This window comes from Lysobacter sp. CA196, from assembly GCF_052078695.1.
In the GTDB taxonomy this organism is placed as follows: domain Bacteria; phylum Pseudomonadota; class Gammaproteobacteria; order Xanthomonadales; family Xanthomonadaceae; genus Lysobacter.
Map to the genome: position 1 here is coordinate 261382 of NZ_JBQJIN010000003.1, position 25078 is coordinate 286459.

Annotated in this window: 22 protein-coding genes and 1 pseudogene; 15 read left to right on the forward strand and 8 right to left on the reverse strand. The window is 67.4% G+C overall.

From position 1 onward, the window contains the following. The first annotated feature begins 41 nt into the window (after nucleotides 1-41). From ACTOWK_RS04895 to ACTOWK_RS04915, 5 genes are all read left to right on the forward strand, one after another. A complete protein-coding gene (locus ACTOWK_RS04895; RefSeq protein WP_441329066.1) occupies nucleotides 42-1169 on the forward strand; it encodes a homocysteine S-methyltransferase family protein in 1128 nt (375 codons plus the stop codon). Nucleotides 1170-1287: 118 nt separating this feature from the next. After that, a complete protein-coding gene (metH, locus tag ACTOWK_RS04900; RefSeq protein ID WP_441329067.1) occupies nucleotides 1288-3993 on the forward strand; it encodes a methionine synthase in 2706 nt (901 codons plus the stop codon). 60 nt (nucleotides 3994-4053) lie between these two features. Then, complete coding sequence (locus ACTOWK_RS04905; protein ID WP_441329068.1) at nucleotides 4054-4788, forward strand: hypothetical protein; 735 nt, start codon at nucleotides 4054-4056, stop codon at nucleotides 4786-4788. Between the two features lie 260 nt (nucleotides 4789-5048). Continuing rightward, nucleotides 5049-5912, forward strand: coding sequence for an alpha/beta fold hydrolase (locus ACTOWK_RS04910; RefSeq protein WP_441329069.1), 864 nt, complete (start codon nucleotides 5049-5051; stop codon nucleotides 5910-5912). A 284-nt stretch (nucleotides 5913-6196) separates the two neighbouring features. Next, the gene (locus ACTOWK_RS04915; protein WP_441329070.1) at nucleotides 6197-6613 is read left to right on the forward strand and encodes a transposase; all 417 of its coding nucleotides are present in this window, start codon (nucleotides 6197-6199) and stop codon (nucleotides 6611-6613) included. Nucleotides 6614-7035: 422 nt separating this feature from the next. On the opposite strand, the gene ACTOWK_RS04920 is transcribed toward ACTOWK_RS04915, so the two are convergent. The 6 genes and pseudogenes from ACTOWK_RS04920 to ACTOWK_RS04945 all read right to left on the reverse strand — a co-directional run. Then, entirely contained in the window at nucleotides 7036-7839 is an 804-nt protein-coding gene (locus ACTOWK_RS04920; protein ID WP_441329071.1) for a DUF2058 family protein, read from the reverse strand. 9 nt (nucleotides 7840-7848) lie between these two features. Beyond that, the gene (locus tag ACTOWK_RS04925; protein ID WP_031372970.1) at nucleotides 7849-8082 is read right to left on the reverse strand and encodes a SlyX family protein; all 234 of its coding nucleotides are present in this window, start codon (nucleotides 8080-8082) and stop codon (nucleotides 7849-7851) included. A 27-nt stretch (nucleotides 8083-8109) separates the two neighbouring features. Further along, nucleotides 8110-9456 carry a UDP-glucose dehydrogenase family protein gene (locus tag ACTOWK_RS04930; protein WP_441329072.1) on the reverse strand — a complete coding sequence of 449 codons (1347 nt, stop codon included), beginning with the start codon at nucleotides 9454-9456 and terminating at the stop codon, nucleotides 8110-8112. An 82-nt stretch (nucleotides 9457-9538) separates the two neighbouring features. Next, nucleotides 9539-10378, reverse strand: coding sequence for an FKBP-type peptidyl-prolyl cis-trans isomerase (locus ACTOWK_RS04935; protein ID WP_441329073.1), 840 nt, complete (start codon nucleotides 10376-10378; stop codon nucleotides 9539-9541). A gap of 123 nt (nucleotides 10379-10501) precedes the next feature. Then, nucleotides 10502-11446 carry an FKBP-type peptidyl-prolyl cis-trans isomerase gene (locus ACTOWK_RS04940; protein WP_441329074.1) on the reverse strand — a complete coding sequence of 315 codons (945 nt, stop codon included), beginning with the start codon at nucleotides 11444-11446 and terminating at the stop codon, nucleotides 10502-10504. Nucleotides 11447-11791: 345 nt separating this feature from the next. Further along, nucleotides 11792-12373: pseudogene (locus tag ACTOWK_RS04945) on the reverse strand (glutathione peroxidase); the annotation flags it as partial. Between the two features lie 153 nt (nucleotides 12374-12526). On the opposite strand from ACTOWK_RS04945, the gene ACTOWK_RS04950 reads away from it, so the two are divergent. From ACTOWK_RS04950 to ACTOWK_RS04975, 6 genes are all read left to right on the forward strand, one after another. Next, nucleotides 12527-13021: a hypothetical protein gene (locus ACTOWK_RS04950; RefSeq protein ID WP_441329075.1), complete on the forward strand. Its 495-nt coding sequence runs from the start codon at nucleotides 12527-12529 to the stop codon at nucleotides 13019-13021. Nucleotides 13022-13024: 3 nt separating this feature from the next. Next, nucleotides 13025-13405: a GntR family transcriptional regulator gene (locus ACTOWK_RS04955; protein ID WP_441329076.1), complete on the forward strand. Its 381-nt coding sequence runs from the start codon at nucleotides 13025-13027 to the stop codon at nucleotides 13403-13405. Next, nucleotides 13402-14286: an ABC transporter ATP-binding protein gene (locus tag ACTOWK_RS04960; protein WP_441329077.1), complete on the forward strand. Its 885-nt coding sequence runs from the start codon at nucleotides 13402-13404 to the stop codon at nucleotides 14284-14286. Before ACTOWK_RS04955 ends, ACTOWK_RS04960 begins: the two co-directional genes overlap by 4 nt. Then, on the forward strand, nucleotides 14283-15314 hold the full coding sequence (locus ACTOWK_RS04965) for an ABC transporter permease (protein WP_441329078.1): 1032 nt from the start codon (nucleotides 14283-14285) through the stop codon (nucleotides 15312-15314). The genes ACTOWK_RS04960 and ACTOWK_RS04965 overlap by 4 nt, the downstream gene beginning before the upstream one ends. Before the next feature lie 145 nt (nucleotides 15315-15459). Then, complete coding sequence (locus ACTOWK_RS04970) at nucleotides 15460-16227, forward strand: hypothetical protein (protein WP_441329079.1); 768 nt, start codon at nucleotides 15460-15462, stop codon at nucleotides 16225-16227. Nucleotides 16228-16285: 58 nt separating this feature from the next. Next, nucleotides 16286-16825 carry a DUF2884 family protein gene (locus ACTOWK_RS04975; RefSeq protein WP_441329080.1) on the forward strand — a complete coding sequence of 180 codons (540 nt, stop codon included), beginning with the start codon at nucleotides 16286-16288 and terminating at the stop codon, nucleotides 16823-16825. A 360-nt stretch (nucleotides 16826-17185) separates the two neighbouring features. On the opposite strand, the gene ACTOWK_RS04980 is transcribed toward ACTOWK_RS04975, so the two are convergent. Beyond that, nucleotides 17186-17368: a hypothetical protein gene (locus ACTOWK_RS04980; RefSeq protein WP_441329081.1), complete on the reverse strand. Its 183-nt coding sequence runs from the start codon at nucleotides 17366-17368 to the stop codon at nucleotides 17186-17188. A 562-nt stretch (nucleotides 17369-17930) separates the two neighbouring features. Continuing rightward, nucleotides 17931-19505 carry a class II fumarate hydratase gene (locus ACTOWK_RS04985; protein ID WP_441329082.1) on the reverse strand — a complete coding sequence of 525 codons (1575 nt, stop codon included), beginning with the start codon at nucleotides 19503-19505 and terminating at the stop codon, nucleotides 17931-17933. Between the two features lie 280 nt (nucleotides 19506-19785). Here ACTOWK_RS04985 and purB point away from each other — a divergent pair, with 280 nt between their 5' ends. From purB to ACTOWK_RS05005, 4 genes are all read left to right on the forward strand, one after another. Further along, complete coding sequence (gene purB, locus ACTOWK_RS04990) at nucleotides 19786-21162, forward strand: adenylosuccinate lyase (protein ID WP_441329083.1); 1377 nt, start codon at nucleotides 19786-19788, stop codon at nucleotides 21160-21162. A gap of 632 nt (nucleotides 21163-21794) precedes the next feature. Next, nucleotides 21795-22751, forward strand: a complete 957-nt coding sequence (gene bla / locus ACTOWK_RS04995; protein ID WP_441329084.1) for a subclass B3 metallo-beta-lactamase — start codon at nucleotides 21795-21797, stop codon at nucleotides 22749-22751. 86 nt (nucleotides 22752-22837) lie between these two features. After that, entirely contained in the window at nucleotides 22838-23242 is a 405-nt protein-coding gene (locus tag ACTOWK_RS05000) for a VOC family protein (protein ID WP_441329085.1), read from the forward strand. Nucleotides 23243-23434: 192 nt separating this feature from the next. After that, nucleotides 23435-24880, forward strand: a complete 1446-nt coding sequence (locus ACTOWK_RS05005; protein WP_441329086.1) for a hypothetical protein — start codon at nucleotides 23435-23437, stop codon at nucleotides 24878-24880. Nucleotides 24881-25078: the final 198 nt, after the last annotated feature.

A 25078-nucleotide genomic window follows, 5' to 3' on the forward strand; every position in this document is an offset into this window, starting at 1 on the left:
CGAACCGGCCCGCAAGCCGGCGAAGAAGTAAGGAGGCCCCGATGGAAACCCTGCCCTGGCTCAACCCCGAACGTGCGCACAGCCTGCTGCGCGGCCTGGACGAACGCATCCTGATCATGGACGGCGCGATGGGCACGATGATCCAGCAACACGAGTTGCAGGAAGCCGACTACCGCGGCGAGCGCTTCGCCGAAGGCTACGACCGGCTGTACGCCGGCGGCCACGACGGCGACGCCGAGCACATCCATGGCGATGCTTGCGGCTGCTCGCGCGACCAGCGCGGCAACAACGACCTGTTGACCCTGACCCGACCCGACATCATCGGCGGCATCCACGCCGAGTACCTGGCCGCCGGCGCCGACCTGATCGAAACCAACACCTTCAACTCGACCACGATCTCGCTGGCCGACTACGGCCTGGAGCACTTGGCGCGCGAACTCAACGAGGAAGGCGCGCGCCTGGCCCGCCAGGCCTGCGACGAAGCCGAGGCGCGCGATGTCAGAGAGTGCAAGCCGGCCAAGCCGCGCTACGTGATCGGCGTGCTCGGCCCGACCAGCCGCACCGCTTCGCTGAGCCCGGATGTGAACCAGCCCGGCTACCGCGCGATCACCTTCGACGAGTTGCGCATCGCCTACCGCGAAGCCACCGACGGCCTGATCGACGGCGGCGCCGACGTGATCATGGTCGAGACCATCTTCGACACGCTCAACGCCAAGGCCGCGCTGTTCGCGGTCGAGGAAGCCTTCGACGCCCGCGGCGCCCGCCTGCCGATCATGATCTCCGGCACCATCACCGATGCCTCCGGCCGCACTCTCTCGGGCCAGACCGCCGAGGCGTTCTGGTACTCGGTGCGCCATGTGCAGCCGACCGCGATCGGCCTGAATTGCGCGCTCGGCGCCAAGGACCTGCGCGTGCACATCGACGTGCTGGCGCAGATCGCCGACTCGCACATCAGCACCCACCCGAACGCCGGCCTGCCGAACGCCTTCGGCGGTTACGACGAAACCCCCGAGGACATGGCCGCGGTGCTCGGCGAGTTCGCCCGCGCCGGCCTGCTCAATCTGGTCGGCGGCTGCTGCGGCACGACCCCGGCGCACATCGCCGCGATCGCCGCGGTGGTCGAAGGCGTCGAACCGCGCCGTCCGCTGCAGTTGGAAAACGCGGCTTGAAGCGAGGAACGAGTGCGCAGAAGTGAGGAATGAGTAAAGCAGTCTCACTCGTTCCTCACTACTCACTCCTCGTTCCTCTCACCAGCCCCAACTCCCCTCTCCAGGCATCAGCCCCCGTATGACCGCCCTTCCCCGCCAGACCCGCCTCAGCGGCCTCGAACCGCTGCAGATCACGCCCGAAAGCAATTTCGTCAACGTCGGCGAACGCACCAACGTCACCGGCAGCGCGCAGTTCCGCAAGCTGATCACCGAGGCCCGCTACGACGAGGCCGTGGTGGTCGCACGCCACCAGGTCGAAAACGGTGCGCAGGTGCTCGACGTCAACATGGACGAAGGCTTGCTCGACTCCGAGCAGGCCATGGTCACCTACCTCAACCTGATCGCGGCCGAGCCCGACATCGCCCGCATCCCGGTGATGGTCGACAGCTCCAAGTGGACGGTGATCGAGGCCGGGCTGAAGTGCCTGCAGGGCAAGGGCATCGTCAACTCCATTTCGATGAAGGAAGGCGAAGCCGAATTCCTGCGCCAGGCCCGCCTGGTCCGGCGCTACGGCGCCGCGGTGGTGGTGATGGCCTTCGACGAGGTCGGCCAGGCCGACACCATCGATCGCAAGGTCGAGATCTGCACGCGCGCCTACAAGCTGCTGACCGAACGCATCGGCTTCCCACCCGAAGACATCATCTTCGACCCGAACGTGTTCGCGGTCGCGACCGGCATCGAGGAGCACAACAACTACGCGGTCGATTTCATCGAGGCCACCCGCGAGCTCAAGCGCCGCTTCCCCTACAGCCACATCTCCGGCGGCGTCTCCAACGTCTCGTTCTCGTTTCGCGGCAACGAGGCGGTGCGCCAGGCCATCCACACCGTGTTCCTGTACCACGCCATCAAGGCCGGCATGGACATGGGCATCGTCAACGCCGGCGGCCTGCCGTTGTACGACGACCTCGACAGCGAACTGCGCGAGGCGGTCGAGGACGTGGTGCTGAACCGCCGCGACGACAGCACCGAGCGCCTGCTGACCCTGGCCGAACGCTACAAGGGCAAGAAAGGCGAGAAGCGGGTCGAGGATCTGGCCTGGCGCGACAAGCCGGTGCGCGACCGCCTCAGCCACTCGCTGGTGCACGGCATCGACCAGTGGATCGAGGAAGACGCCGAAGCCGCGCGCGCCCAGTCCACGCGCCCGCTCGACGTGATCGAAGGCCCGCTGATGGCCGGCATGAACGTGGTCGGCGACCTGTTCGGCGCCGGCAAGATGTTCCTGCCGCAGGTGGTCAAGTCGGCCCGGGTGATGAAGAAGGCCGTGGCCTATCTGTTGCCCTACATCGAAGCCGAAAAACTGCGCACCGGCGACGCCGGCAAGTCCAACGGCAAGATCGTCATGGCCACGGTCAAGGGCGACGTCCACGACATCGGCAAGAACATCGTCGGCGTGGTCCTGGCCTGCAACAACTTCGACGTGGTCGACCTCGGCGTGATGGTGCCGGCGCAGACCATCCTCGATCGCGCCAAGGCCGAAAACGCCGACTTGATCGGCCTGTCCGGACTGATCACGCCCTCGCTCGAGGAAATGAGCCACGTCGCCCGCGAAATGCAGCGCCAGGGCTTCACCATGCCGCTGCTGATCGGCGGCGCGACCACCTCGCGCGCGCACACCGCGCTCAAGATCGACCCGCACTACAAGTCGCCGACGATCTGGGTCAAGGACGCCTCGCGCGCGGTCGGCGTGGCCCAGTCGTTGATCTCGATCGAGTTGCGCGAGCCCTTCGTCGCCGCCAACGCCTCCGACTACGCCGAGATCCGCGAGCGCCACCGCAACCGCGGCGACGGCAAGCGCCTGGTCTCGCTGGAGAAGGCCCGCGGCCAGCGCTTCAACGGCAACTGGAGCGAATACGAACCGCCGGCGCCGCTGCAGCCGGGCCTGCATGTGTTCGACGACTACCCGCTCGCCGAGTTGGTCGAGTACATCGACTGGACCCCGTTCTTCAACACCTGGGAACTGGCCGGGCGCTATCCGGCGATCCTCACCGACGACATCGTCGGCAGCCAGGCCAGCGAGCTCTACCGCGACGCGCGCGCCATGCTCAAGCAGATGGTCGCCGAGAAGTGGGTACAGGCCAAAGCCGTGTTCGGCCTGTGGCCGGCCAATTCGGTCGGCGACGACGTCGAGGTGCAACTTCCCGGCAACGGCGAAGGCAAGGGCGAGACCGTGCGCCTGCACTTCCTGCGCCAGCAGGTCGACAAGCCGGTCGACCGGCCCGACCTGTGCCTGGCCGATTTCGTCGCGCCGAAAGACTCCGGCCGGCAGGACTGGATCGGCGGCTTCGCGGTGACTTCGGGCATCGGCATCGAGCCGCACGTCGCCCGTTTCGAGGCCGATCACGACGACTACAACGCGATCATGCTCAAGGCCCTCGCCGACCGCTTCGCAGAAGCCCTGGCCGAGCGCATGCACCAGCGCGTGCGCAAGGAGTTCTGGGGCTACGCCGCCGACGAGACCCTCGACAACGAGGCTTTGATCGACGAGGGCTACCGCGGCATCCGCCCGGCCCCCGGCTATCCGGCCTGCCCCGAGCACAGCGAGAAGGGTCTCCTGTTCCGCATGCTCGACGCGACCCGCCACACCACCCTGGAGCTGACCGAGAGCTTCGCCATGTACCCGACCGCGGCGGTCTCCGGGCTGTATTTCAGCCACCCCGACAGCCAATACTTCGTGGTCGGCCGGGTCTCCAAGGAACAGGTCGAGGACTACGCCCGCCGCAAGGGCGCGACCCTGGCGCAGGCGGAACGCTGGCTGGCCTCCAATCTGGATTACGATCCCGAGTAACACGGACGGGCGGCGCCAGCGCCGCCCCCTCCAGGGACTGGTCAACACGAGCGTGCACGGATGAGCGAAATCCTGATACCCGGCGGTTACGACATCGAGGCGGCGGCCGAGCGCGCCGACGATGCGCTCGGCAACGCCGCCTTCATCGAGAAACACGCGGCCCCGGGCCGCATCGGCCTGTGCGGCGGACGCGACTGGATCAACAAACTGATCCGCAAGGCGCAGGCGCCCTTGACCGAGGACGGTCACCGCAGCCTGTGGTCGCACGCCTTCGTCTTCAGCGAACGCCGCATCGACGGGCAATGGTGGGTGATCGAGTCCGACCTCGACCTGCGCTACAAGCAGATCCGCCTGGGCGTACAGGAAAACCGCGTCGATCGTTACTACGATGCCGAAACCTTTCCGAACATCGCCATCCTCGATTTCGACCTGAGCCCGGAACAGGTGCACAAGATCCAGGTCGCCGGCCTGGACCTGCTGTCGGGCCTGTCGAGCTATTCGATCAGCGAACTGGTCGGCACCCTGATGGCGATGCACAGCCGTCGCCTGCGCCGGCGCAGCAACCTGCTGGCGAAGGAAGGCGCGTTGTACTGCTCGGCGCTGGTCCAGCATTGCTATCACGCCGCCGGCATCGAGTTCCTGCCCGGCGTGCCCGGCAAGAACATCGCCCCGCACGACATCGACGAATCGCCGCTGCCGCACCGCACCCATCGGATCATCCGCGACCTGGGCGTTTCGACGATCCGCGAACTCGGCCACGCGTCGAAACACTGGTTGAGCAGCGCCCTCGACTAGGACTGATGCGTCCGCGCGGGCGTGCCGCAGTGCAGCGACGATACGCACGGCATATAGCGACGCGCGGCGACCTGCGCCGGACATCGTCCACGGCGTTCGTGCCGCCGGATACCTCTCTCTAGAACGGCCGACTCGATACGGGGCCGCAAACGCGACCGGCGCCGCTATCGCGCCTGAATACGCAATGGTATGGTGGCGCCATTCCCGGCCCGTCGCGCGGTTTCATCGCGACCGGCGCCCCGACCCGCCCACGGATCGCCATGCAAGACCTGCTGCTGTTCTCCCACGCCAATGGCTTCCCGGCCCCGGTCTACCGGGTGATGCTCGCTGCCCTGGCCGAACGCTTCGACGTGGTCCGGCCCGAACGCATCGGCCATGACCCACGCTACCCGGTGACCCCGGACTGGCCGCACCTGGTCGAGGAACTGGTCGCCCGCGCCGAGAGCGCCGCCGGCAATGCGCGTCGGATCTGGCTGGTCGGGCACTCGCTCGGCGGCTACCTGAGCCTGCTCGCCGCGCACCGGCTGACCGAATCGGCCCTGGCCGGACGCGTCGCCGGCGTGGTCATGCTGGATTCGCCCCTGATCGCCGGCTGGCGCGCCCGCCTGGTCTCGATCGGCCGCCGCACCGGCCTGGACAATCTGCTGATGCCGATGCGCGCCACCTTGCAACGCCGCCGGCTCTGGCCCGACCGCGCCGCGGTACGCGAACACTTCCTCGCCAAGCCCGCGTTCGCCTGCTGGGACCAACGCGTGCTCGACGACTACGTCGAACACGGCACCCGCGCCGCCGACGACGGCAGCCGCGAACTCGCGTTCGAGCGCGAAATCGAATACCGCATCTACCACACCCTGCCCACCACCGCGCTCAGCGGCTTGGCGCCGTCACTGCGCGTGCCGGTCGGTTTCCTCGCCGGCACGCGTTCGCGCGAACTGCGCAACGCCGGTTCCGCACCGACCCAGCGCCTGGTCGGCGAACGTTGGCGTTGGATCGAAGGCGGCCACCTGTTCCCGATGGAACGGCCGCTGGACACCGCGCAGGCGATCGAGGCGATGATCGAACAGATGCGACCGGCCGTTGCCGGCGAGGAACCGGCGACTTGGGCTGCCGCCGTCAACAGTTGAGTTCGTGTTGCGGCGTGCTGTCTAGGGGTAGCAGCGGCGCGAGTCGCGACTGCGGGACGCGCAGAGGCAACAACGCCGACGCTCTCTATCGAAGCGGCGTCCTGTCGCGAGGGGTAGGAGCGACGCAAGTCGCGACCGCGCTTTGACGACCTCGCGGCGTATTCTTAAAGCAAGAGCAGAGCTTCCGTCCGCTGACGCGGCCGGGTTACTTTCTTTTGCTGGCCCAAAAGAAAGGTAAGGCGGTCTCTAAGCTCAAGTGCAACACCTGAGGTGAGACGTCGTGAATGGGAAGAAACTACAGTCAGCTGAGCGCTGAAGAACGCGGCGCGATCATGTCGTTGGTGGCCCAAGGTACCGGTATACGACAGATTGCTCGCATCCTGGATCGCGCCTCCAGCACCATCGCTCGCGAACTGCATCGCAATGGATTTCGACCCGCGGGGGCGCCGGCGTTGCGCGGGCGCCCTCGATTGCAGCCTGGCTACGACGCCACGCGCGCTGGAGAGCGGGCTCGACAACTGCGCCAGCGTCCACGGGTCCAGCGCAAACTGCGGCCTGGCACCGCGCTGTGGCGCAGGGTATGCCGGCTGCTGGGACGGTGCTGGTCACCGCAGCAAGTTGCTCGCAAACTGCGAACTGCACTCTCAAGGTACAAGTGCATCACCCAAGCGGATCAAAGGCTTAAACCTCCTCCCTGGTAAACCGGCCTTGATTCAGAGTAAGCCTTTGATCAGTCGAGAATTTCTGATTTGCCGTCCGCCTAGGAAAAAGCGGGTCATCAGATGAAGAGTGATGCACTTGGTCCTGGTCAGTGCAGTTACCTTTCTTTTGTTGCTTTAGACAAAAGAAAGTAACCCGCCGCTTTAGTGGCGGAAGCTTTTGGCGTTTGATCTAGATCTAGATCTCGGTCTTGCTTGAAAGAGACGCCGCAAGACCGTCGCAGCGCGGTCGCGGCTTGCGCCGCTCCTACCCCCGCGGAAGTACGCCGCTTCGATGAGCGACGTCGGCGTTATCACTTCTACGCGTCCCTTAGTTGCGGCTCACGCCGCTCCTACAGGGGCGGCTGCGAAAGGCGACAGCCGGATCGCGAAAACATCGGCGGCGCGCGAAGCGCCGCCCACGATCACCAGACCAGATCGTCCGGCACCTGGTACAGCGGATCGGCATAAGGATCGTCCTCGGCCGGCGCATTCGGGTCGACCTTCAGCGCGACCGCGGGGGCGAAGATCGCCTCGGCCTGCTCCAGCATCGCCGCGGTCACCAGCACATAACGGCCTTCGAGCTGGACCACGCCGAGTTCGCCGGCGTTGAGCTGCTTGAGCTGGGCTTCGGTGACGTAGACGCGCTTGATCTTGCCGCCGTAGGGGAAGTGACGGGCGATCTCGGCATCGGGCGCGTTGAGTCCCTGGTCCTTGAGCGCTTCGGCAAGCTTGGCGCGGGCCTCGCGGCGCAGACGCGCCTCTTCCTGCTTGGCCTGTTCGGCGGCGATGCGTTCGTCTTTCTCGCGCTGGGCGCGGATCGCATAGGCCTTGGCCAAGTCGATGTCTTCGCGCGTGCGCGGCTTGCCCTGCCCCGGCCGGCCCGAACCGGCCGGATGGCCGGGGCGGCCCTGGCCGGGCTTATTGCCGCCGGGACGCTGGCCGTGCGGCCGATTGGCGTTGGGGCGGTCGGTACCGGGTCTATCGGAGCCGGGCCTCTCAGAGCCCGGCTTGTCCGAACCGGGCCTGCCGGCACCCGGCCGTTCGCCGTGCGGTCTCGCGCCGCGCTCGCCGGGCTTGCGCGCATCCTGGCGCGCCGGTCCGGAACGCTCGCCGGGTTTGCCGCCGCGTCGCGGGTCGCCGCTGCGCTCGGGGCGCTCGCTGCGTTCGGGTTTCGGAGCCGGCTTGAAGCCCAGGCCCAACAGTTGGTCGCGAAGAGTGTCGCTCATGATCCGGTATCAGTAATGCGGCGGGGGTGGTTCGCCGGCGGCATCGCCACCGGTGAGCGGCGTGGCCGCCATGGCACTGCGCAATTGCTTGATCTCATCGAGCGCGCGGTACATGAGCAGCGAATTGCGCGCTTCCTCGCTGCGTGCCGCGGCGAGTGCGTCGCTGAGTTCATTGAGCGCGTGCTCCTGGAACGCTACGCGCGTTTCCAGGTCGATCAGGCGTTGCTCGAGTTCGGAAGTCACAGGCGGTAATCCAGGCGTGTCGGCGGCTCAAGCGCCGTCGATGAGGATCGAGCGCCCGCGCCCGATGCCGTAATAGGCCAGGTCGGCCGCTTCGACCTCGTCGGGATGGTACAGGTTGCGCCCGTCGAAGATCACGCCGTCGGCCAAGGCCTGGCGCACGCGCACGAAATCCGGGCTGCGGAACTGCTTCCACTCGGTTACCACGACCAGGGCGTCGGCATCGGCCAACGCGGCGCGCGCCGAATCGCACAGGGCCAGGTCGTCGCGCTCGCCGAAGATGCGCTCGGCTTCTTCGTTGGCTTCGGGGTCGTACGCGCGCACGCGCGCGCCGGCCTCCCACAATTGGCTGAGCAGCGTGCGGCTGGACGCCTCGCGCATGTCGTCGGTGTTCGGCTTGAACGCCAGGCCCCAGACCGCGAAGGTCTTGCCGGCGATGTCGCCGCCGTAATGGCGCTGGATCAGCTCGAACAGATGGCCCTTCTGGCTGTCGTTGACCGCTTCCACCGCGTCGAGCAAACGCGCCTGGTAGCCGTGCTGCTGGGCGGTGCGCGCGAGCGCCTGCACGTCCTTCGGGAAACACGAGCCGCCGTAGCCGGCGCCGGGGTAGATGAAGTGCCAGCCGATGCGCGGATCCGAGCCGATGCCCTGGCGGACCATTTCGATATCGGCGCCGACTTTCTCGGCGATGTTGGCGATTTCGTTCATGAAACTGATCTTGGTCGCCAGCATCGCATTGGCGGCGTACTTGGTCAGTTCGGCCGAGCGCAGGTCCATGTAGACGATGCGTTCGTGATTGCGGTTGAACGGCGCGTACAAGCGCTTGAGTTTTTCCAGCGCGACCGTGCTGGACGCGCCGATCACGATACGGTCGGGACGCATGCAGTCGTTGACCGCATCGCCTTCCTTGAGAAATTCGGGGTTGGACGCGACATCGAACGCGACCTCGACGCCGCGCGCCTGCAGTTCGCGGGCGATCGTCGCCTGGACCTTGTCGGCGGTGCCGACCGGCACGGTCGACTTGTTGACCACGACCACCTGGCGCTCGATATGCCGGCCGATCGTCGTCGCCACCGCCAGCACGTACTTGAGGTCGGCGCTGCCGTCCTCGTCGGGCGGCGTGCCGACGGCGATGAAGATCAGGTCGCCATGGGCGATCGCGCCGGCGGCGTCGGTGGTGAAGTGGAGACGGCCGGCGGCGTGGTTGGCCTTGACCATCGGTTCCAGGCCGGGCTCGTAGATCGGGATCACCCCGCGCTCGAGGCCCTCGATCTTGGCCTGGTCGATGTCGACGCAGACCACGTCGTGACCGACGTCGGCCAGGCAGGTTCCGGTGACCAGGCCGACGTAGCCGGTGCCGAAGATGGTGACGCGCATGGGTAGTTCTCTATCGAAGGTATTGCCCGGCCATGCGGCCGGACTCCGTGCCCGCACGCGCAGGCACGGAGCGGCGCAAAACTCAGTGCTGCGGGTGCGTGCCGCCCATCGCGGCCGACTCGGGGCCGCCGGCAGGAGCGCCTGCACCCGGCTTGACGATGTCGAGCAGCTCGACGTCGAACACCAGGGTCGCGTTCGGGCCGATCGGGCCGCCCGGGGTGCCCTGCTCGCCGTAGCCGAGCTTGCTCGGGATCCACAGCTTGAACTTGCTGCCGACCGGCATCAGGGCGATGCCTTCCTGCCAGCCCGGGACCACCGCGCCGAGCGGGAACACCGCCGGCTCCTTGCGATCGTAGGAGCTGTCGAAGGTCTTGCCGTCGAGCATCGTGCCCTTGTAGTGCACGCGCACGGTGTCGCTGCTCTTGGGCTTGGCGCCCTTGCCTTCGGTCACCATCTGGTACTGCAGGCCCGAGGCGGTGGTCACCACGCCCGGCTTCTTGCCGTTGGCGGCGAGGAACTTGTCGCCCTCTTCCTGGTTCTTCTTGGCCATCGCGACCATCTTCTCGATCTGCTTGGTGCGGACCTTTTCCTGCAGGCGCTCGCGGATCTGGCGCGCTTCGTCGTCGCTCAGCAGCGGCTTGTCGCCCTTCATGTTGGCCTGCATCGCCTTCTGCAGCACGGCCAGGTCGAGATCGTCCTTGAGCAGTTCGAGCGAACGGCCCATGTCCATGCCGATCAGATAGCTTTCCTGTTCCTTCTCGGTCTTCATCCCGCCGAGCGCCTTGACCTCGCTCTTGGCGTCGGCCTTGTCGCCGGGCTTCGCGTCGGCGGCCTTGCCGTCGGCCGGCTTGCCGGCCTGGTTGCAGCCGGACGCGAACAGCGCCATCGAGGCCACGGCGAACGCGAGGGCGGTGTTACGCATGAAAGGCTTCATCAAACTGCACTCCTGAGGACGAAATAACCGAAAACGAGGGTGGGAACCGGGCCGACGGCTGGACAAACTGCCAGCCGGCGGCTGAACGCAACGAGTCTGGGCGGCGAGCGATCAGAGAATATCGAGCAGCTCGACTTCGAACTCGAGGGTCGCATTCGGGCCGATCTTCGGCGGCGCGCCCGACGGGCCGTAGGCCAGTTCGGCCGGGATCCAGAACTTGAACTTGCTGCCGACCGGCATCATCGCCAGGCCTTCCTGCCAGCCCTGGATCACGCCGTTGACCGGGAATTCGGCCGGCTGGCCGCGATCGTAGGAGCTGTCGAAGGTGCTGCCGTCGAGCAAGGTGCCCTTGTAGTTCACGCTGACCTTGTCGGTCGGCTTGGGACGCTCGCCCGAGCCCTGGCGCAGCACCATGTACTGCAGGCCCGAGCCGGTCACGAACACGCCCTTGACCTTCTTGTTGGCCTCGAGGAAGTCCTTGCCCTTCTTCAGGTTGGCGTCGCCGGCCGCGGCCGCTTCGGCCTTCATCTTGGCCTGCAGGCGTTCGCTGAAGCCGGTCAGCACGGTGCGGGCCTCGGCTTCGGCGAGCAGCGGCTTGCCGCCGCTCAACGAGGTGCGCAGCGCCTGCACCAGCAGCGGCAGTTCGATCTCGGATTTGATCTGCTGCAGCGACGGGCCGACCATGAAGGTGCCGATCAACAGACCGACCTTGTCCTTGGCCACCGGCGGCGGCGGCGCGCCCGGGGCGGCGCCCGGAACCGGCTTGCCGTCGCGCGAAGCGATGCGCGCGCGCAGGGCTTGGTCGACGGTGCGGGCTTCTTCCTGGGTGATCAGCGGCTTGCCGCCGTCGAAGACGTTCTTGACTGCGCGCTCGAAGGCGGCGGTGTCGAGATCGGGACCGACCGGCTTGAGCGAACTGGCCACATCCAGGCCAATGGCATAGCTGATCTTTTCACGGTCGTTGGCGAGCACGGTCTTGTCCTGGGCAGAGGCGACGCCGCTGAACAGCGCCGCAGTGGTGATCAACACGGCCGCGCCGCGCACGAAAGCCTTCATCGGGTCCCGCTCCTTTTTGCGAATCGATACGCCGCAGTCCGGCGCAAGCCCGTCATTGTCGCGGGCCGGCGCTACGGCGGCAATGTTCCAGTGTGACGGCGGACAAGCCGGTAAGTTCCATCCGGCCGCGACTTGCGAGCGCCGGATACCGGATCGCCTGCGCAGATCGGTGCGCGCGGCGGCCCATTCCGGCGCGACTCGGCGCCGGAATCGAGCGTCGCGGATGCGCGGCCGGAAGGCTCAGCGGGCTGCCGCCGGCCGCGGCGTAGCGGCGGCAGCCGGCGCTTTCGTAGCCGTCGTCGGCAGCGCGGCAGAGGCAGCCGGCGCTTTCGCGGCCTTCGGCCGCGGCGCCGTCAGCGCCCGCTCGATCGCCGCGACCACGGCCGGATCGTCCGGCGTGGTCTTGCTGCCGTAGCTGGCGATCAGGCGGCCGTCGCGGCCGAGCAGATACTTGTGGAAGTTCCACTTCGGCGCTTCGCCGGCGGCCTTGCTCAGGTCCTTATACAAAGGCGTCGCCTGCTCGCCGACCACGTGCACCTTCTCGAACATGGGGAACTTGACCCCGTAGGTCAAAGTGCAGAACTCCTGGATCTGCTTCTCGTCCTCGAATTCCTGGGCCTTGAAATCGCCCGAGGGGAAACCGAGCACGGCGAAGCCCTGGCCCTTGTACTTGGCCTGCAGGCCTTCCAGGGCCTCGAACTGCGGGGTATAGCCGCATTTGCTGGCGGTATTGACCACCAGCACCACGTCGCCGCCATAGCGCACGGCGAGGTTGACCGGGGTCTTGCCGGCCAGCGGGCGGTAGCTGCGGTCGAGCATGGCCCCGCCGGCGGCGACGGCCGCGCCGGCCGCGAGCACCAGGGACAGCAAGGCGACGGGGCCGGCGCAACGCGCCAGGCCTGAACGGGGAAGCGGCGAACAAGTCATCGGGCAGCCTCGGGAGGATCGATGGAGGAAAGCCGGCGGGGCCGGACTGGCGAGCCAAGTATGACTTTAGTTGGGTCGGTATCGATTGACGCGACGTGTTTAGGTGTTATAGTTGCATACAACACCGGCCCACTAACGAGCAGGACGTTCGATATGAACCGCAAGCTCCACAATTCCATTTCAGCCCTGATGGCCGCCGGCGGCGCCCTGGTTCTGGGCCTGGTAGTCGCCTTCCCCGCTCCCGCGCCGAATCCGGCCGCCGCTCCGGAACTGGCCATGCTGGCCGGCGACGCGCCGGCGACCCGCCCGATCCAGTTGGAGCTGGGCAAGATCAAGGCGCAGATCAGCTTCGACCGCGACTTCGTCGCCCGCGCCCGCAGCCGCCAGACCGACGTCGCCACCATCGCGCGCCACATCGAAGCCAGCGCCGACCGGCTCGGCCAGGACGCCAGCGCCGCCGAAGTCAGCCTGTTCGTCGCCGGCATCGCCAGCGAAGTCGCGGACCTTACCGCGATCGCCAATGCGGTCGAGCCCCTCGTTGCCGCGGAGCCGGCAAGCACCGAAACCAAACGCAAGGCCGGGACCGCCGCGCGCCGTAACCGACGGAACCTCGTTATGCCTTATTTCTCCTTCCTGCCGCGGGGCTGAACCATGACCGCAATCCAATGGAGCGACGGCGCTCCAATCTATCGCCAGCTCAAGGAGCGCGTCGTCGCGATGATGCTCGACGGCGTCCTCAAGCCAGGCGATGCCCTGCCGTCCGTGCGGCAAGTCGCCGCCGAATACCAACTCAACCCCATCACCGTCTCGCGCGCCTATCAGGAGTTGGCGGACGAGGCGCTGGTCGAAAAACGCCGAGGCCTGGGCATGTACGTGACCGAAGAAGCCGCAAGGAAACTGCTCATCAACGAGCGCGAACGCTTCCTGCGCGAAGAATGGCCGCTGGTCCTGGAGCGCATCCAGCGCCTGGGCCTCAGCAACGAAGAACTGCTCGGTGCGCGCACCGGCAACGACAAGGCAGACGCCCCATGACCAATGCCATCCACATCGATCCGGGTCATATCGTCACCGCGCGCGGCCTGCGCAAGGTCTACAAGAACAAGCTCGCGCTCGACAACGCCGCCTTCGACATCCCGTCCGGCCGCATCGTCGGCCTGATCGGACCCAACGGCGCCGGCAAGACCACCGCGCTCAAGGCCATCCTGGGCCTGATCGCCTTCGACGGCGAGCTGTCGGTGCTCGGCCGCGACCCGCGCCACGAACGCGACGCGCTGATGCGCGACGTGTGCTTCATCGCCGACGTCGCGGTGCTGCCGCGCTGGCTGCGGGTGCGCGAAGCGATCGAGTTCGTCGCCGGCGTGCATCCGCGCTTCGACCGGGCCAAGTGCGAGCGTTTCCTGCACGGCACCCAGCTCAAGCCCAACCTGCGCGTGCGCGAAATGTCCAAGGGTATGATCGTGCAGCTGCATCTGGCGCTGGTGATGGCCATCGACGCGCGCCTGCTGGTGCTCGACGAACCGACCCTCGGCCTGGACATCCTCTACCGCAAGCAGTTCTACCAACGCCTGCTCGAGGACTACTTCGACGAGAACAAGACCATCCTGGTGACCACCCACCAGGTCGAGGAGATCGAACACATCCTCACCGACGTGATGTTCATCCGCGACGGCAAGGTCGTGCTCGACAGCCCGATGGAAGTGCTCGGCGAGCGCTTCATCGAAGTGCTGGTCAATACCGACGCCGCCGCCCAGGCACGCGCACTCAAACCGCTGGACGAACGCTCGCTTCCGTTCGGCAAGACCGTGATGTTGTTCGACGGCGTTCCGGCCGAGCAGTTGGCCGGCTTCGGCGAAGTACGTACGCCCGGCCTGGCCGATCTGTTCGTCGCCACCATGAAGGGGACCTACGCATGAACGTCGCCGACGACATCCTCGCTCCCGCCGCACCGCGCGCGGTCGCCGCGATCCCGCCGATGCAGACCTTCAAGATGCTGTTGCGGCGCGAGTTCTGGGAACACCGCGGCGGCTTCTTCTGGGCCCCGGTGATCACCGGCCTGGTCGCGATCGTGTTCTCCCTGTTCGGCGTGGTCGCCAGCTCGATCATGCTGCAGAGCGCGATCCGCCGCGGCGACGTGCACATGGACGGGGTCAACATCAACGTCTCCGGCCATGAATCGGCGTTCGGCCTCGCCGGCGACATCGCCCTGCTCAGCGGCATGGGCCTGGCCTGCGTGGTGTTCGTGTTCGTGGTGTTCTTCTACGCCCTGGGCTCGATCTACGACGAACGCAAGGACCGCAGCATCCTGTTCTGGAAGTCGCTGCCGGTGTCCGACACCCAGGCGGTGCTGTCCAAGCTGTTGTGGGCGCTGGTGCTGGCCCCGGTGCTGGCGATCGGCATCGGCCTGGCGGTCGGTGCGGTGATGTGGCTGCTGTCGTGGGTCGCGGTGCTGCTCAACGGCGTGCCCGGGGCGAGCGGGGTCTTCACCGAAGCGCATCCGCTGCGCCTGGTCCTGCAGATCCTGTGCTCAATCCCGGTGTATGCGCTGTGGGCCCTGCCGACGGTCGGCTGGCTGATGCTGTGCTCGGCTTGGGCCCGCAGCGTGCCCTTCGTCTGGGCGGTGGTGATCCCGCTGCTGGCCTGCATGTTCATCAGCTGGCTCGACATCCTGCCCGGCATCGAGATCCCGCACGACGCGATCTGGTACACGGTGGCGTTCCGCGGTCTGCTGAGCATCGTCCCCGGCAGCTGGTACCTGAGCCCGCATATCAACGGCGTCGATTCCCACAGCGTCATCAACGGCCCCGAAGACATCGCCCGCGCCATCGATTTCACCAGCAGCCTGCAGGCCTTCGCCACGGTCGACTTGTGGATCGGTGCGCTGCTCGGCGCGCTGATGGTCTACGCCGCGATCCGCCTGCGCCGCTGGCGCGACGAGGGCTGATCGCCGCTCTTCCGGCCCCGTCCGCGGACGGGACCGGAGTTCCACCGCAATACCCGGCCCACGAAAGCCCGCCCCACGAAAATAATTGCAACCCGGCCCGCCTGCGCCGCATCCATCGTACCGACCCTCAACTCCGGAGCGCCCGATGCGCCACACGATCCCTTTGCTCGCCCTCGCCTTGTCGTTGCCGTTCGCCGCTCACGCCGCCGAACGCTGCGAATTCTCCGCACCGCGCAATCTGCAGCTCGACCTGACCGGGGTGAAGGCCGTGGTCTTCGACATCGGCCCGGACGAGCTCAGCGTCACCGGCTCGCCCGGCGCCAAGGCCGCAGTCAGCGGCCGCGCCTGCGCCACCAATGCGGCCGACCTGCCCGGCATGACCGTGACCCAGAAGCGCGTCGGCGACAAGCTGGTGGTGGTCGCCCAACACCGTTCCAACATCAACTTCGGCCTCAACCGCTACAGCTACATGAAACTGCAGGCGACCGTGCCGGACACGATGATGGTCCAGCTCAAGGTCGGCTCCGGCGACGTCGACGTCGACCGCGTCGCCTCGCTCAGCGCCGACGTCGGCTCCGGCGACATCAAGGTCAGCAACGTACGCGGCCTGGCCACCGCCGATGTCGGCTCCGGCGACGTCGATTTCCAGGACATCGGTTCGCTGCAGGTGATCTCGCTCGGTTCCGGCGACCTCACCGCCAAGCGCATCGCCCGCGACGCCAAGCTCGGCTCGATCGGTTCGGGCGACGTCGAACTCAGCAACGTCGGCGGCTCGGTCGAATTGAGCCGCATCGGCTCGGGCGACCTGGAAGTCAACGGCGTGCGCGGCGACTTGCGCGTGCATTCGATCGGCAGCGGCTCGGTGGTCCACAACGGCGTCGCCGGCCGTGTCCAGCTGCCGCAAAACGACTGACCGGACGTTCGATCCGGCCCTCGTCCAGCCGTCCATATACCGCCAAGGTAGGTTCGCCATGAAAGCCGTGCGTTCGCTCTCGCTTCCCATCGCCGTGTTGATCGCCGTGTCGGCAAGCGCTTGCTCGCAAGCGCCCGCCCCCAGCCCGCCGGCCCGGATGTCCGTGTCGATGGATTTGATCAACGATCGCGTGACGCTGCGCGGCAAGGACGGCGCCTCCGCCGAAATCGGCGCCGACGGCAGCTTCAGCCTCAACGGCAAGGCGGTCGCGCTCAGCCCGGACCAGCGGGCCCTCAGCCAACGCTATTTCACCCACGCCATGGGCATCAGCAAGGAGGGCATCGCCATCGGCAAGGATGGCGCCGCCTTCGCCGGCAAGACCGTGGGCACGGTGTTGAATGGGCTGGCCAGCGGCAATCCGGACTCGATCAGCAAGAAGGTCGAGGCCGATGCGGCGGTGTTCGAACAGCGCGCGCAGGACATGTGCGACCGGCTCGACGAGTTGCATGCGGCGCAAGAGCAACTCAGCGCAAGCCTTCCCGCGTTCAAACCCTTCGCGGGGATCAAAACCAACGTGGTCACCGACTGCCGCAACTGAGCGCAAACACGGCATGGCCGCGGTCGCGATCGTCGCGGTCGCGGCCGTCGGCCGGAGCGGCGAATCTTTGCGAACGACGCCGCATCCTGGCGATGCGGCTACAACGCCGCCGCCGGGCATCGCCGGATATCGATTGCCGGATAAGGCCCGATGCTCGGCGCGCGATCGCGAGCGGCGCAAAACCCCGGCTCCTGCACTGAAGGCAGCGCCGATAGTCGCGCTCGCCACAGCCGCCGCATGAGCGCCTGCCACTCTAGGCCGCGCCCGCTGCATGACGCGGCCGCCGCACTCGGCGCAAGGCACGGCCATGACTGCCTGGCCGTGCCGAAGCACGGCCAGGTCCGGTCCGAACAGAAGCGCTCAGCGCGCCTTGGCGACCGTGGCCACCGTGGCCTGGGCCGCTGCCGCGGCCACCGGGGCGGCGTGGCTGGCCAGCAATTCGGGCTTCACATCGTCGCCGATGGGCAGGCTCTGCGGGTTGCAGCCGGCACAGGCGAACAGGGACAGGACGACGGCGTACCGAAAGAATCGAATCGAATTCATGAGCGAAGCTCCACTTCTGGTTATGGCTGACCGGATCGGATCCGGGGGTCGGGGGAAACAGCTCGTCCGGCCACCGCTTGGCGACGGTCGGCCGGACGTTGGGACATGAACCGCTCGATATACACCTGGCGTTGCAGACCGGTTACCGCTCAATAACCGGTTGCGCGACGGGGCGTCGGCAAGCGTGCGAAAACCGGGAAAACCGCGGACGCACCGCCCCGTGGCGCGGGACGGGACGGCGTCCGGCGGATCAGTCCGATAGGGGGTGGGTTCGACGCGACCTATCCCGGGGCCCGATGGCCCGGATGCCGGTTGTCGCTCGACCGCCCCTGCCGGTCTGTCCGACTGCCGCCGAGTATGTCCCGGCGACTGGATTGCTGCCTGTATGCGCAGCGAGGATAGCGAACCGGCCTCGCCGCGAAACCCCACTCAGGTCGCGAAATAAAATCCTCGAACAATTCGAGCCGAGTGCAGCACATTCGATTTCGCGCGTGAATTCGCCGTGAAATCGAACATCAGCCGAGCGCGGCGGCGAGCCACCGCCAGGCCGTCCGGCCCCTCTTCAGCCGCCGCCACCGCCACTGCCGTGAATGCCGCCGCGGGTCAGCGCGGTCGGGTCGAGCAGGCGCCGCAGCTGTTTTTCCGGCAGGCCGGTCGCGGCCATCGCCACCTCCAGCACCGGCCGCCCTTCCTTGTAGGCCTGCTTGGCGATCGCCGCGGCCTTTTCGTAGCCGATGATCGGGTTGAGCGCGGTGACCAGGATCGGGTTGCGGTCCAGGGCTTCGCGCACATGCGCCTCGCGCACCTTCAGGCCGGCGATGCTGCTGTCGGCGAGCAGGCGCATGGCGTTGCCGAGCAGGCGGATCGAGTCGAGCAGGTCGTGGGCGATCAGCGGCAGCATCACGTTGAGCTGGAAATTGCCGCTCTGCCCGGCCACGGTGATCGCTGCGTGGTGGCCGATGACCTGGGCGCAGACCATCGCCAGGGCTTCGGGAATCACCGGATTGACCTTGCCCGGCATGATCGAGCTGCCCGGCTGCAGGGCCGGCAGTTCGATCTCGCCCAGGCCGGCGAGCGGCCCGGAGTTCATCCAGCGCAAGTCGTTGGCGATCTTCATCAAGGCCACCGCAAGCGCATTGAGTTGCCCCGACAGCTCGACCGCGTCGTCCTGCGCCGCCAGGCCTTCGAACTTGTCCGAGGCCGACTCGAACTTGCTGCCGGTGGCGGCCGACAAGGCCTTGGCCATGGCCTTGCCGAAGCGCGGATCGGCGTTGATGCCGGTGCCGATCGCGGTGCCGCCGATCGGCAGGCGGCGCAGCCGCTTCAGGCTGTCCTCGATGCGCGCCTGCGCCGAGTTCAACTGCGCTGCCCAGGCGCCGAATTCCTGGCCGAAGGTCAGCGGCATCGCATCCATCAGATGGGTCCGGCCGGTCTTGGTGACCTTGGCCAGTCCCCTGGCGCGCGCCTCGATGGTCTTGCGCAGGTGCTTGAGCGCCGGCAACAACGATTCGGTCACCGCCAACTGCGCCGACACCCGGATCGTGGTCGGGATGACGTCGTTCGAACTCTGGCCGAGATTGACGTGATCGTTCGGATGGATCGCATGCTTGCCGGCGCGCGTGGCCAGGGTCGCGATGACCTCGTTGGCGTTCATGTTGCTGGAAGTGCCCGAGCCGGTCTGGTAGACGTCGATCGGGAAGTGCGCGTCGTGGCGGCCTTCGGCGACTTCGGCCGCGGCGGCGCGGATCGCCGCTGCCGGGCCCTTGTCGAGCAGACCGAAACCGGCATTGACCTCGGCCGCCGCGCCCTTGACCAGGGCCAGCGCACGGATGAATTCGCGCGGCATCGGCACGCCGGAGATCGGGAAGTTCTGCACCGCGCGCTGGGTCTGCGCGCCCCACAAGGCTTCGGCGGGTACGCTGAGCTCGCCCATGCTGTCGTGTTCGAGGCGGACGCCGGCAGCGGGTTTGCCGGCAGCGCGCTTGTCCACTGGGGACGCGCCCGTTGCGCGCTTGCCCACCGCGGACGTGCCGGTCGCGCGCTTGTCCACCGCGGACGTGCCGGTCGCGCGCTTGCCATCGCGCTTGGGCGCAGCCTTGCTTGCGGTCTTGCTTTTGTTCTTGGCGGAAGTCGCCATGGCCAGCTCCATCGATTCAAGGGGGACGCGAGGCGCCGCTGCGTATCGCGGATGCTGCGAGGATACGCCCGGCGGATCTTGGGGGCTGGCGCGTGCAGCGGCTGGCGGGCGTCATCATGGCGAGGGCCGGGCCAGGCGTCGAGAGTGTGAGCGCGAACCGCCAAATGGGGTTCGGTCCGGGTTTCATCCGGGCTCGATCCGCAGGCCCGGCAAGGGGCCCGAAGCGGCCCGGGGCGGTGTGGCTGTAGAATGGCGGACTGTTTACTGCCCTGCGCGTGCCATGTCCGCCGATCCCAAGACCACCCTGCTCGCCCTGTCCCCGCTCGATGGCCGCTATGCCGGCAAGGTCGATGCGCTGCGGCCGATCTTCTCCGAATTCGGCCTGATCAAGGCCCGCGTCAAGGTCGAGGTGGAGTGGCTGCTGGCGCTGGCGAACGAGCCCGGCATCGTCGAACTCAAGCCCTTCTCGGAAGCCGCCGCGGCCCGCCTGCGCAAGCTCGCCGACGAGCTGTCGATCGAAGACGCCGCACGGGTCAAGGAAATCGAGCGCACCACCAACCACGACGTCAAGGCGGTCGAGTACCTGATCAAGGAACGCTTGAAGGACGACGCCGAACTCGGCCCGGCCCTGGAGTTCGTGCATTTCGCCTGCACCAGCGAGGACATCAACAACCTCAGCTACGCGCTGATGCTCAACGAAGCCCGCCAGCACGTGCTGCTGCCGCGCCTGGACGAGCTGATCCAGAAGCTGCGCGCGATGGCCCACGACTACGCCGCGCTGCCGATGCTGTCGCGCACCCACGGCCAGACCGCCTCGCCGACCACAGTCGGCAAGGAAATCGCCAACGTGGTCGCGCGCCTGCAGCGCCAGGGCGAAACCCTGGCCGGCGCGCAGATGCCGGGCAAGATCAACGGCGCGGTCGGCAACTACAACGCCCACGTCTCGGCCTATCCGGACATCGACTGGCCGGCCTTCGCCCAGCGCTTCGTCGCCTCACTGGGCCTGGACTGGCAGCCCTATACCACCCAGATCGAACCGCACGACGGCATCGCCGAAGTCTGCGACGCGCAGCGCCGCATCGATACGGTCTGCATCGACCTGTGCCGCGACGTCTGGGGCTACATTTCGCTGGGGTACTTCAAGCAGTCGGTCAAGGCCGGCGAAGTCGGCAGCTCGACCATGCCGCACAAGGTCAACCCGATCGACTTCGAGAACGCCGAAGGCAACTTCGGCATTGCCAACGCCCTGTTCGAGCATTTCGCCGCCAAGCTGCCGATCAGCCGCTGGCAGCGCGACCTGACCGACTCGACCGTGTTGCGCGCGCTCGGCACCGCCTTCGGCCACGCCCTGATCGGTCTGGATGCATTGTTGCGCGGCCTGGGCAAGCTCAACGCCAACCCTGAGCGCCTCGCCGCCGATCTCGACGCGTCCTGGGAAGTGTTGGCCGAAGCGGTGCAGACGGTCATGCGCCGTCACGGTCTGCCGAACCCCTACGAGCAACTCAAGGCCCTGACCCGCGGCCATGGCATCAACGAAGCTTCGATGCGCGAGTTCATCGCCTCGCTGGAACTGCCGGCCGAGGACAAGCAACGCCTGCTGGCGATGACCCCGGGCAGCTATATCGGCCTCGCCGAGAAGTTGGCGCGCGAGATCTGATTCGCTGGCCGCGACGCGGTCGTGTACGCCGCTCTGAGTAGGAGCGGCGCGAGCCGCGACTGCGGGGTTTCAGATAATGGCGTCGCGATCATGGCGCGACGAGGTCGCGACTTGCGTCGCTCCTACCCCAAGGCGCAAAACCAAAGCCTGACGATGCGTTGCTTCTTTGTAGGAGCGGCGCGAGCCGCGACTGCGGGGTTTCAGATAATGGCGTCGCGATCATGGCGCGACGCGGTCGCGACTTGCGTCGCTCCTACCCCAAGGCGCAAAGCCAAAGCCTGACGATGCGTTGCTTCTTTGTAGGAGTGGCGCGAGCCGCGACTGCGGGGTTTCAGATAATGGCGTCGCGATCATGGCGCGACGCGGTCGCGACTTGCGTCGCTCCTACCCCAAAATCCCCTGAAGCCCCAAAAAAGCTGAGCGATGCGCCGCTTTTGGGTAGGAGCGGCGCGAGCCGCGACCGCAGGGTTTCAGACAGCGGCGTCGCGATCATGAGCCTGCGCGGTCGCGACTTGCGTCGCTCCTACCCAAAGCCCAAAGCAGATAGATCAGCGCGCTTCGCGCACAGCGGTTCCACTGCGCGGCATGATCGAACATAGTGTGCGGCCTTCCACTTCGTTCGGGATTCGCTGATGCGCCTGCGCTCCGGTCTGCTTGCCGCCTCCCTGTTGTCCATGCTCGGCGCTTGCGCGAGTGCGCCATCACCGGACTCAAACACCAACACCGATTCGAGCGCCAGCGCCGATTCAAGCACCGCCGCTACCGCCGCGCTTACGCCGTGCGCGGCCGATCCCGACTGGCACCAGCCTGCGCCGCCGCGCCGCATTCACGGCAATACTTGGTACGTCGGCACCTGCGGGCTCAGCGCGGTGTTGATTACTTCCGAGCAGGGCCATGTGCTGATCGACGGCGCCACCGAAAAAGCCGCGCCGCAGATCGAAGCCAATATCCGCAAGCTCGGTTTCGATCCGCGCCAAGTCCGCTACCTGCTCAATTCGCACGAGCACAACGACCATGCCGGCGGCCTCGCCTATCTGCAGCGCGTCACCGGCGCGACCGTGGTCGCGCGCACGCCGGCCATCGCCGCGCTGGAAACCGGCAAGGGCGACCGCGGCGATCCGCAGTTCCTGAGCGTGTCGCCGTTCCCGCCGGTGACCGCGGTGCGCCCCATCGGCGACGGCGAAACCCTGAGCCTGGGCCCGATCGTGCTGACCGCGCACGCCACCCCGGGCCATACGCCCGGTGGCACCAGTTGGAGCTGGCGCGCCTGCGACGACGCCGGCGATTGCCGCGCCATCGCCTACGCCGACAGTCTCACTCCGTTTACCGACAAGGTGTATCGCTACAGCGACGAGGCCGCGCATCCCGGCGTGCTGGCGGCGTTCCGCCGCAGCATCGATACCGTCGCCGCGCTGCCCTGCGACATCCTGGTGACCCCGCATCCCAACGCCAGCGATCTGTTCGCGCGCCTCGACGCCGGCTCCGACCGCCCCGGGCAGGAGCCCAGCGGCTGTCGCGGCTATGCCGCAACCGGCGCCGGCAAGCTCGAAGAACGTCTGGCCAAGGAACGCGCCTCTACCAAACCGTGATCCAGGCCTGCCGCGCGGCCGCGTCGCCACGCGGCCTTAGCGCGGGATCGCGCATGATCGGCGGCTATCGCCTGCGGAGCCGCCCGATGAAACAGCTGATCAACATCGACGTACCGCACCTCGACGAGGCCACTGCGTTCTACACCCACGCCTTCGGCCTGCATGTCGGCCGCCGCTTCGGCGACCGGGTGGTCGAGTTGCTCGGCGGCGAAGCGCCGGTCTACCTGCTGCTCAAGACCGAGGGCAGTCAGGCCGCCGGCCACGATGTACGGGTGTACTCGCGCCATTGGACGCCGGTGCATTGCGACGTGGTCGTGGACGACGTCGAAGCCGCGCTCGCCAGCGCGGTCGCCGCCGGCGCGGTGCAGGAAGATCGCATCCGCAGCACGAGTTGGGGCCGCATCGTCCAGATCGCCGACCCGTTCGGGCACGGCTGGTGCCTGCTGCAGTTCGTCGGCCGCGGTTACGACGAGGTCGCGACTTCGGCCTGAGTTCGGAACGGGCTCCGGGGCGAAGTCGGGCCGCCCTGGAGCGACCTCCGGCTTGAGTGGGGCCGCCCCGGGGCGACCTCCGGCTTGAGTCGGGTCGCCCCCGGGCGGACCCTAGCTAGGGTCCGCCCGGATGGCGGACCGGCGCAGCTTGTGGCGAGATTCGTGGCAGCCGTCACAGCCCGGATCACGGTCATGTCCTTCGTCACCGATTTCGTCCAAAGCGTCTCCCGTGTCGTCGAACAAGTCCTGCAGCAGGAACCGCCGCCCCCGCCGCCGGCGCAGACTCCCGAGCAGATCGAAGCGCGGGTCAACGCCGCGACCTCGAACCCGGAACAGCGCGAACTGCTGACCCAGGGCTATACCCAGGCGCAGCGGGACCAGGACGGCGCCCTGTGGCAGCAGACCGAAGCCCTGCAAACGCTGTACCACGACCGTGAAGTGCTGGCGCTGAGCCGTTCGCTCGGCGCCGACGACGAGGTGCCCGAAGGCTGGCACCGCGCCAGCGACGCCGAGCTGGATCAGTACGGGCTGACCTCAGAGCAATTGCATCCCGAAGGCTCGGGCTTCAACGCCGAGCTGTTCATCCCCGACCCCGCCGTATTCGGCCCCGATGCCGCGCCGGTGCTGCAATTCGAGGGCACCGACTTCGCCGACCTGGAGGACGTCAACGCCGACGTGGCCCAGGCGCTCGACAACGACGAGGCCTATTACAACCAGGCCATCGACATCGCCGGCTCGGTCGCCGAACACGGCGGCGACAACGTGATCTTCAGCGGCCACTCGCTCGGCGGCGGCCTCGCCACCGCGGCGGCACTGGTCACCGGCAACCCCGGCATCGTCTCCAACCCGGCCGGGGTCAACCCGGCCACGGTCGAGGCGGCACTGGCCGAGCGCGGCCTGAGCTTCGAGCAGGCCGACGGCAACATCACCACATATAGCGTCGACGGCGACCTGCTGACCGAATTGCAGGCCGCGACCTCGGGCCTGTCCGAGGACAACGCCGCTGGTTTCGCCGCCATCCTCAACGGGGTCGGCCTGGCCGCGAACCGTCTGCAGGACGATGCGGTGCTGCCGACCAACGCCACCGCCGAAAGCGTGCTCAACCTGCCCGACGCGGTCGGCCGCCGGGTCACCCTCGACGCCACCGACGAGCACGGCGAAGCGCGTCCCGAGATCGTCTCGCTCGACGACACCATCGACGGCATCAACGATGCGTCCGACCAGCTGCCGATCGGCGAACTCGGCGACATCGCCGAGACCATCGGCGACGGCGGCGGCCTGTTCGGCGACATCGTCGGCGGCTTCACCGACCTGGTCGACAGCGGCACCGAATTCATCGACGAGCATCTGCCCGGCCCGGCCGGTGCGATCCTCGGCGCGTTCGGCGACGGCGTGGAGACCCTCGGCGACGGCATCGAGTCGCTGGGCGACCTGGTCGAACAAGGCGGCGACCTGGCCGCCGACGCGACCGACGCCATCGAGACCGGCGTGGCCACCGCGATCGAGGCCGGGCTGGAGCCCGATACCATCCCCAGCGTGTTGGAAATGGTCGACCGGCATAGCTTCGGCGTGTTCGACGACTCCATGGCCAGCCATATCGACAGCGAGGAAGCGGCCTTGCGCGAGCAGCTCGGTTGAGCCTCGGCCGATGAACCGGGCTCACGCCGGATGATCGGCGCAGCGACCATACTGCCGGCATGACCCGCGTGCCCTTCCGCCGAAGCGGCTCTAGTCCAGCCTGCTCTCGTCCAGCCGGCTCGCGTCCTCGCTGGGCGCCTTCGGTCCTGCTGGCGCTGTGCGCCTGCAGCGACTCCGCACCGATGCCCGCCGTCGCAT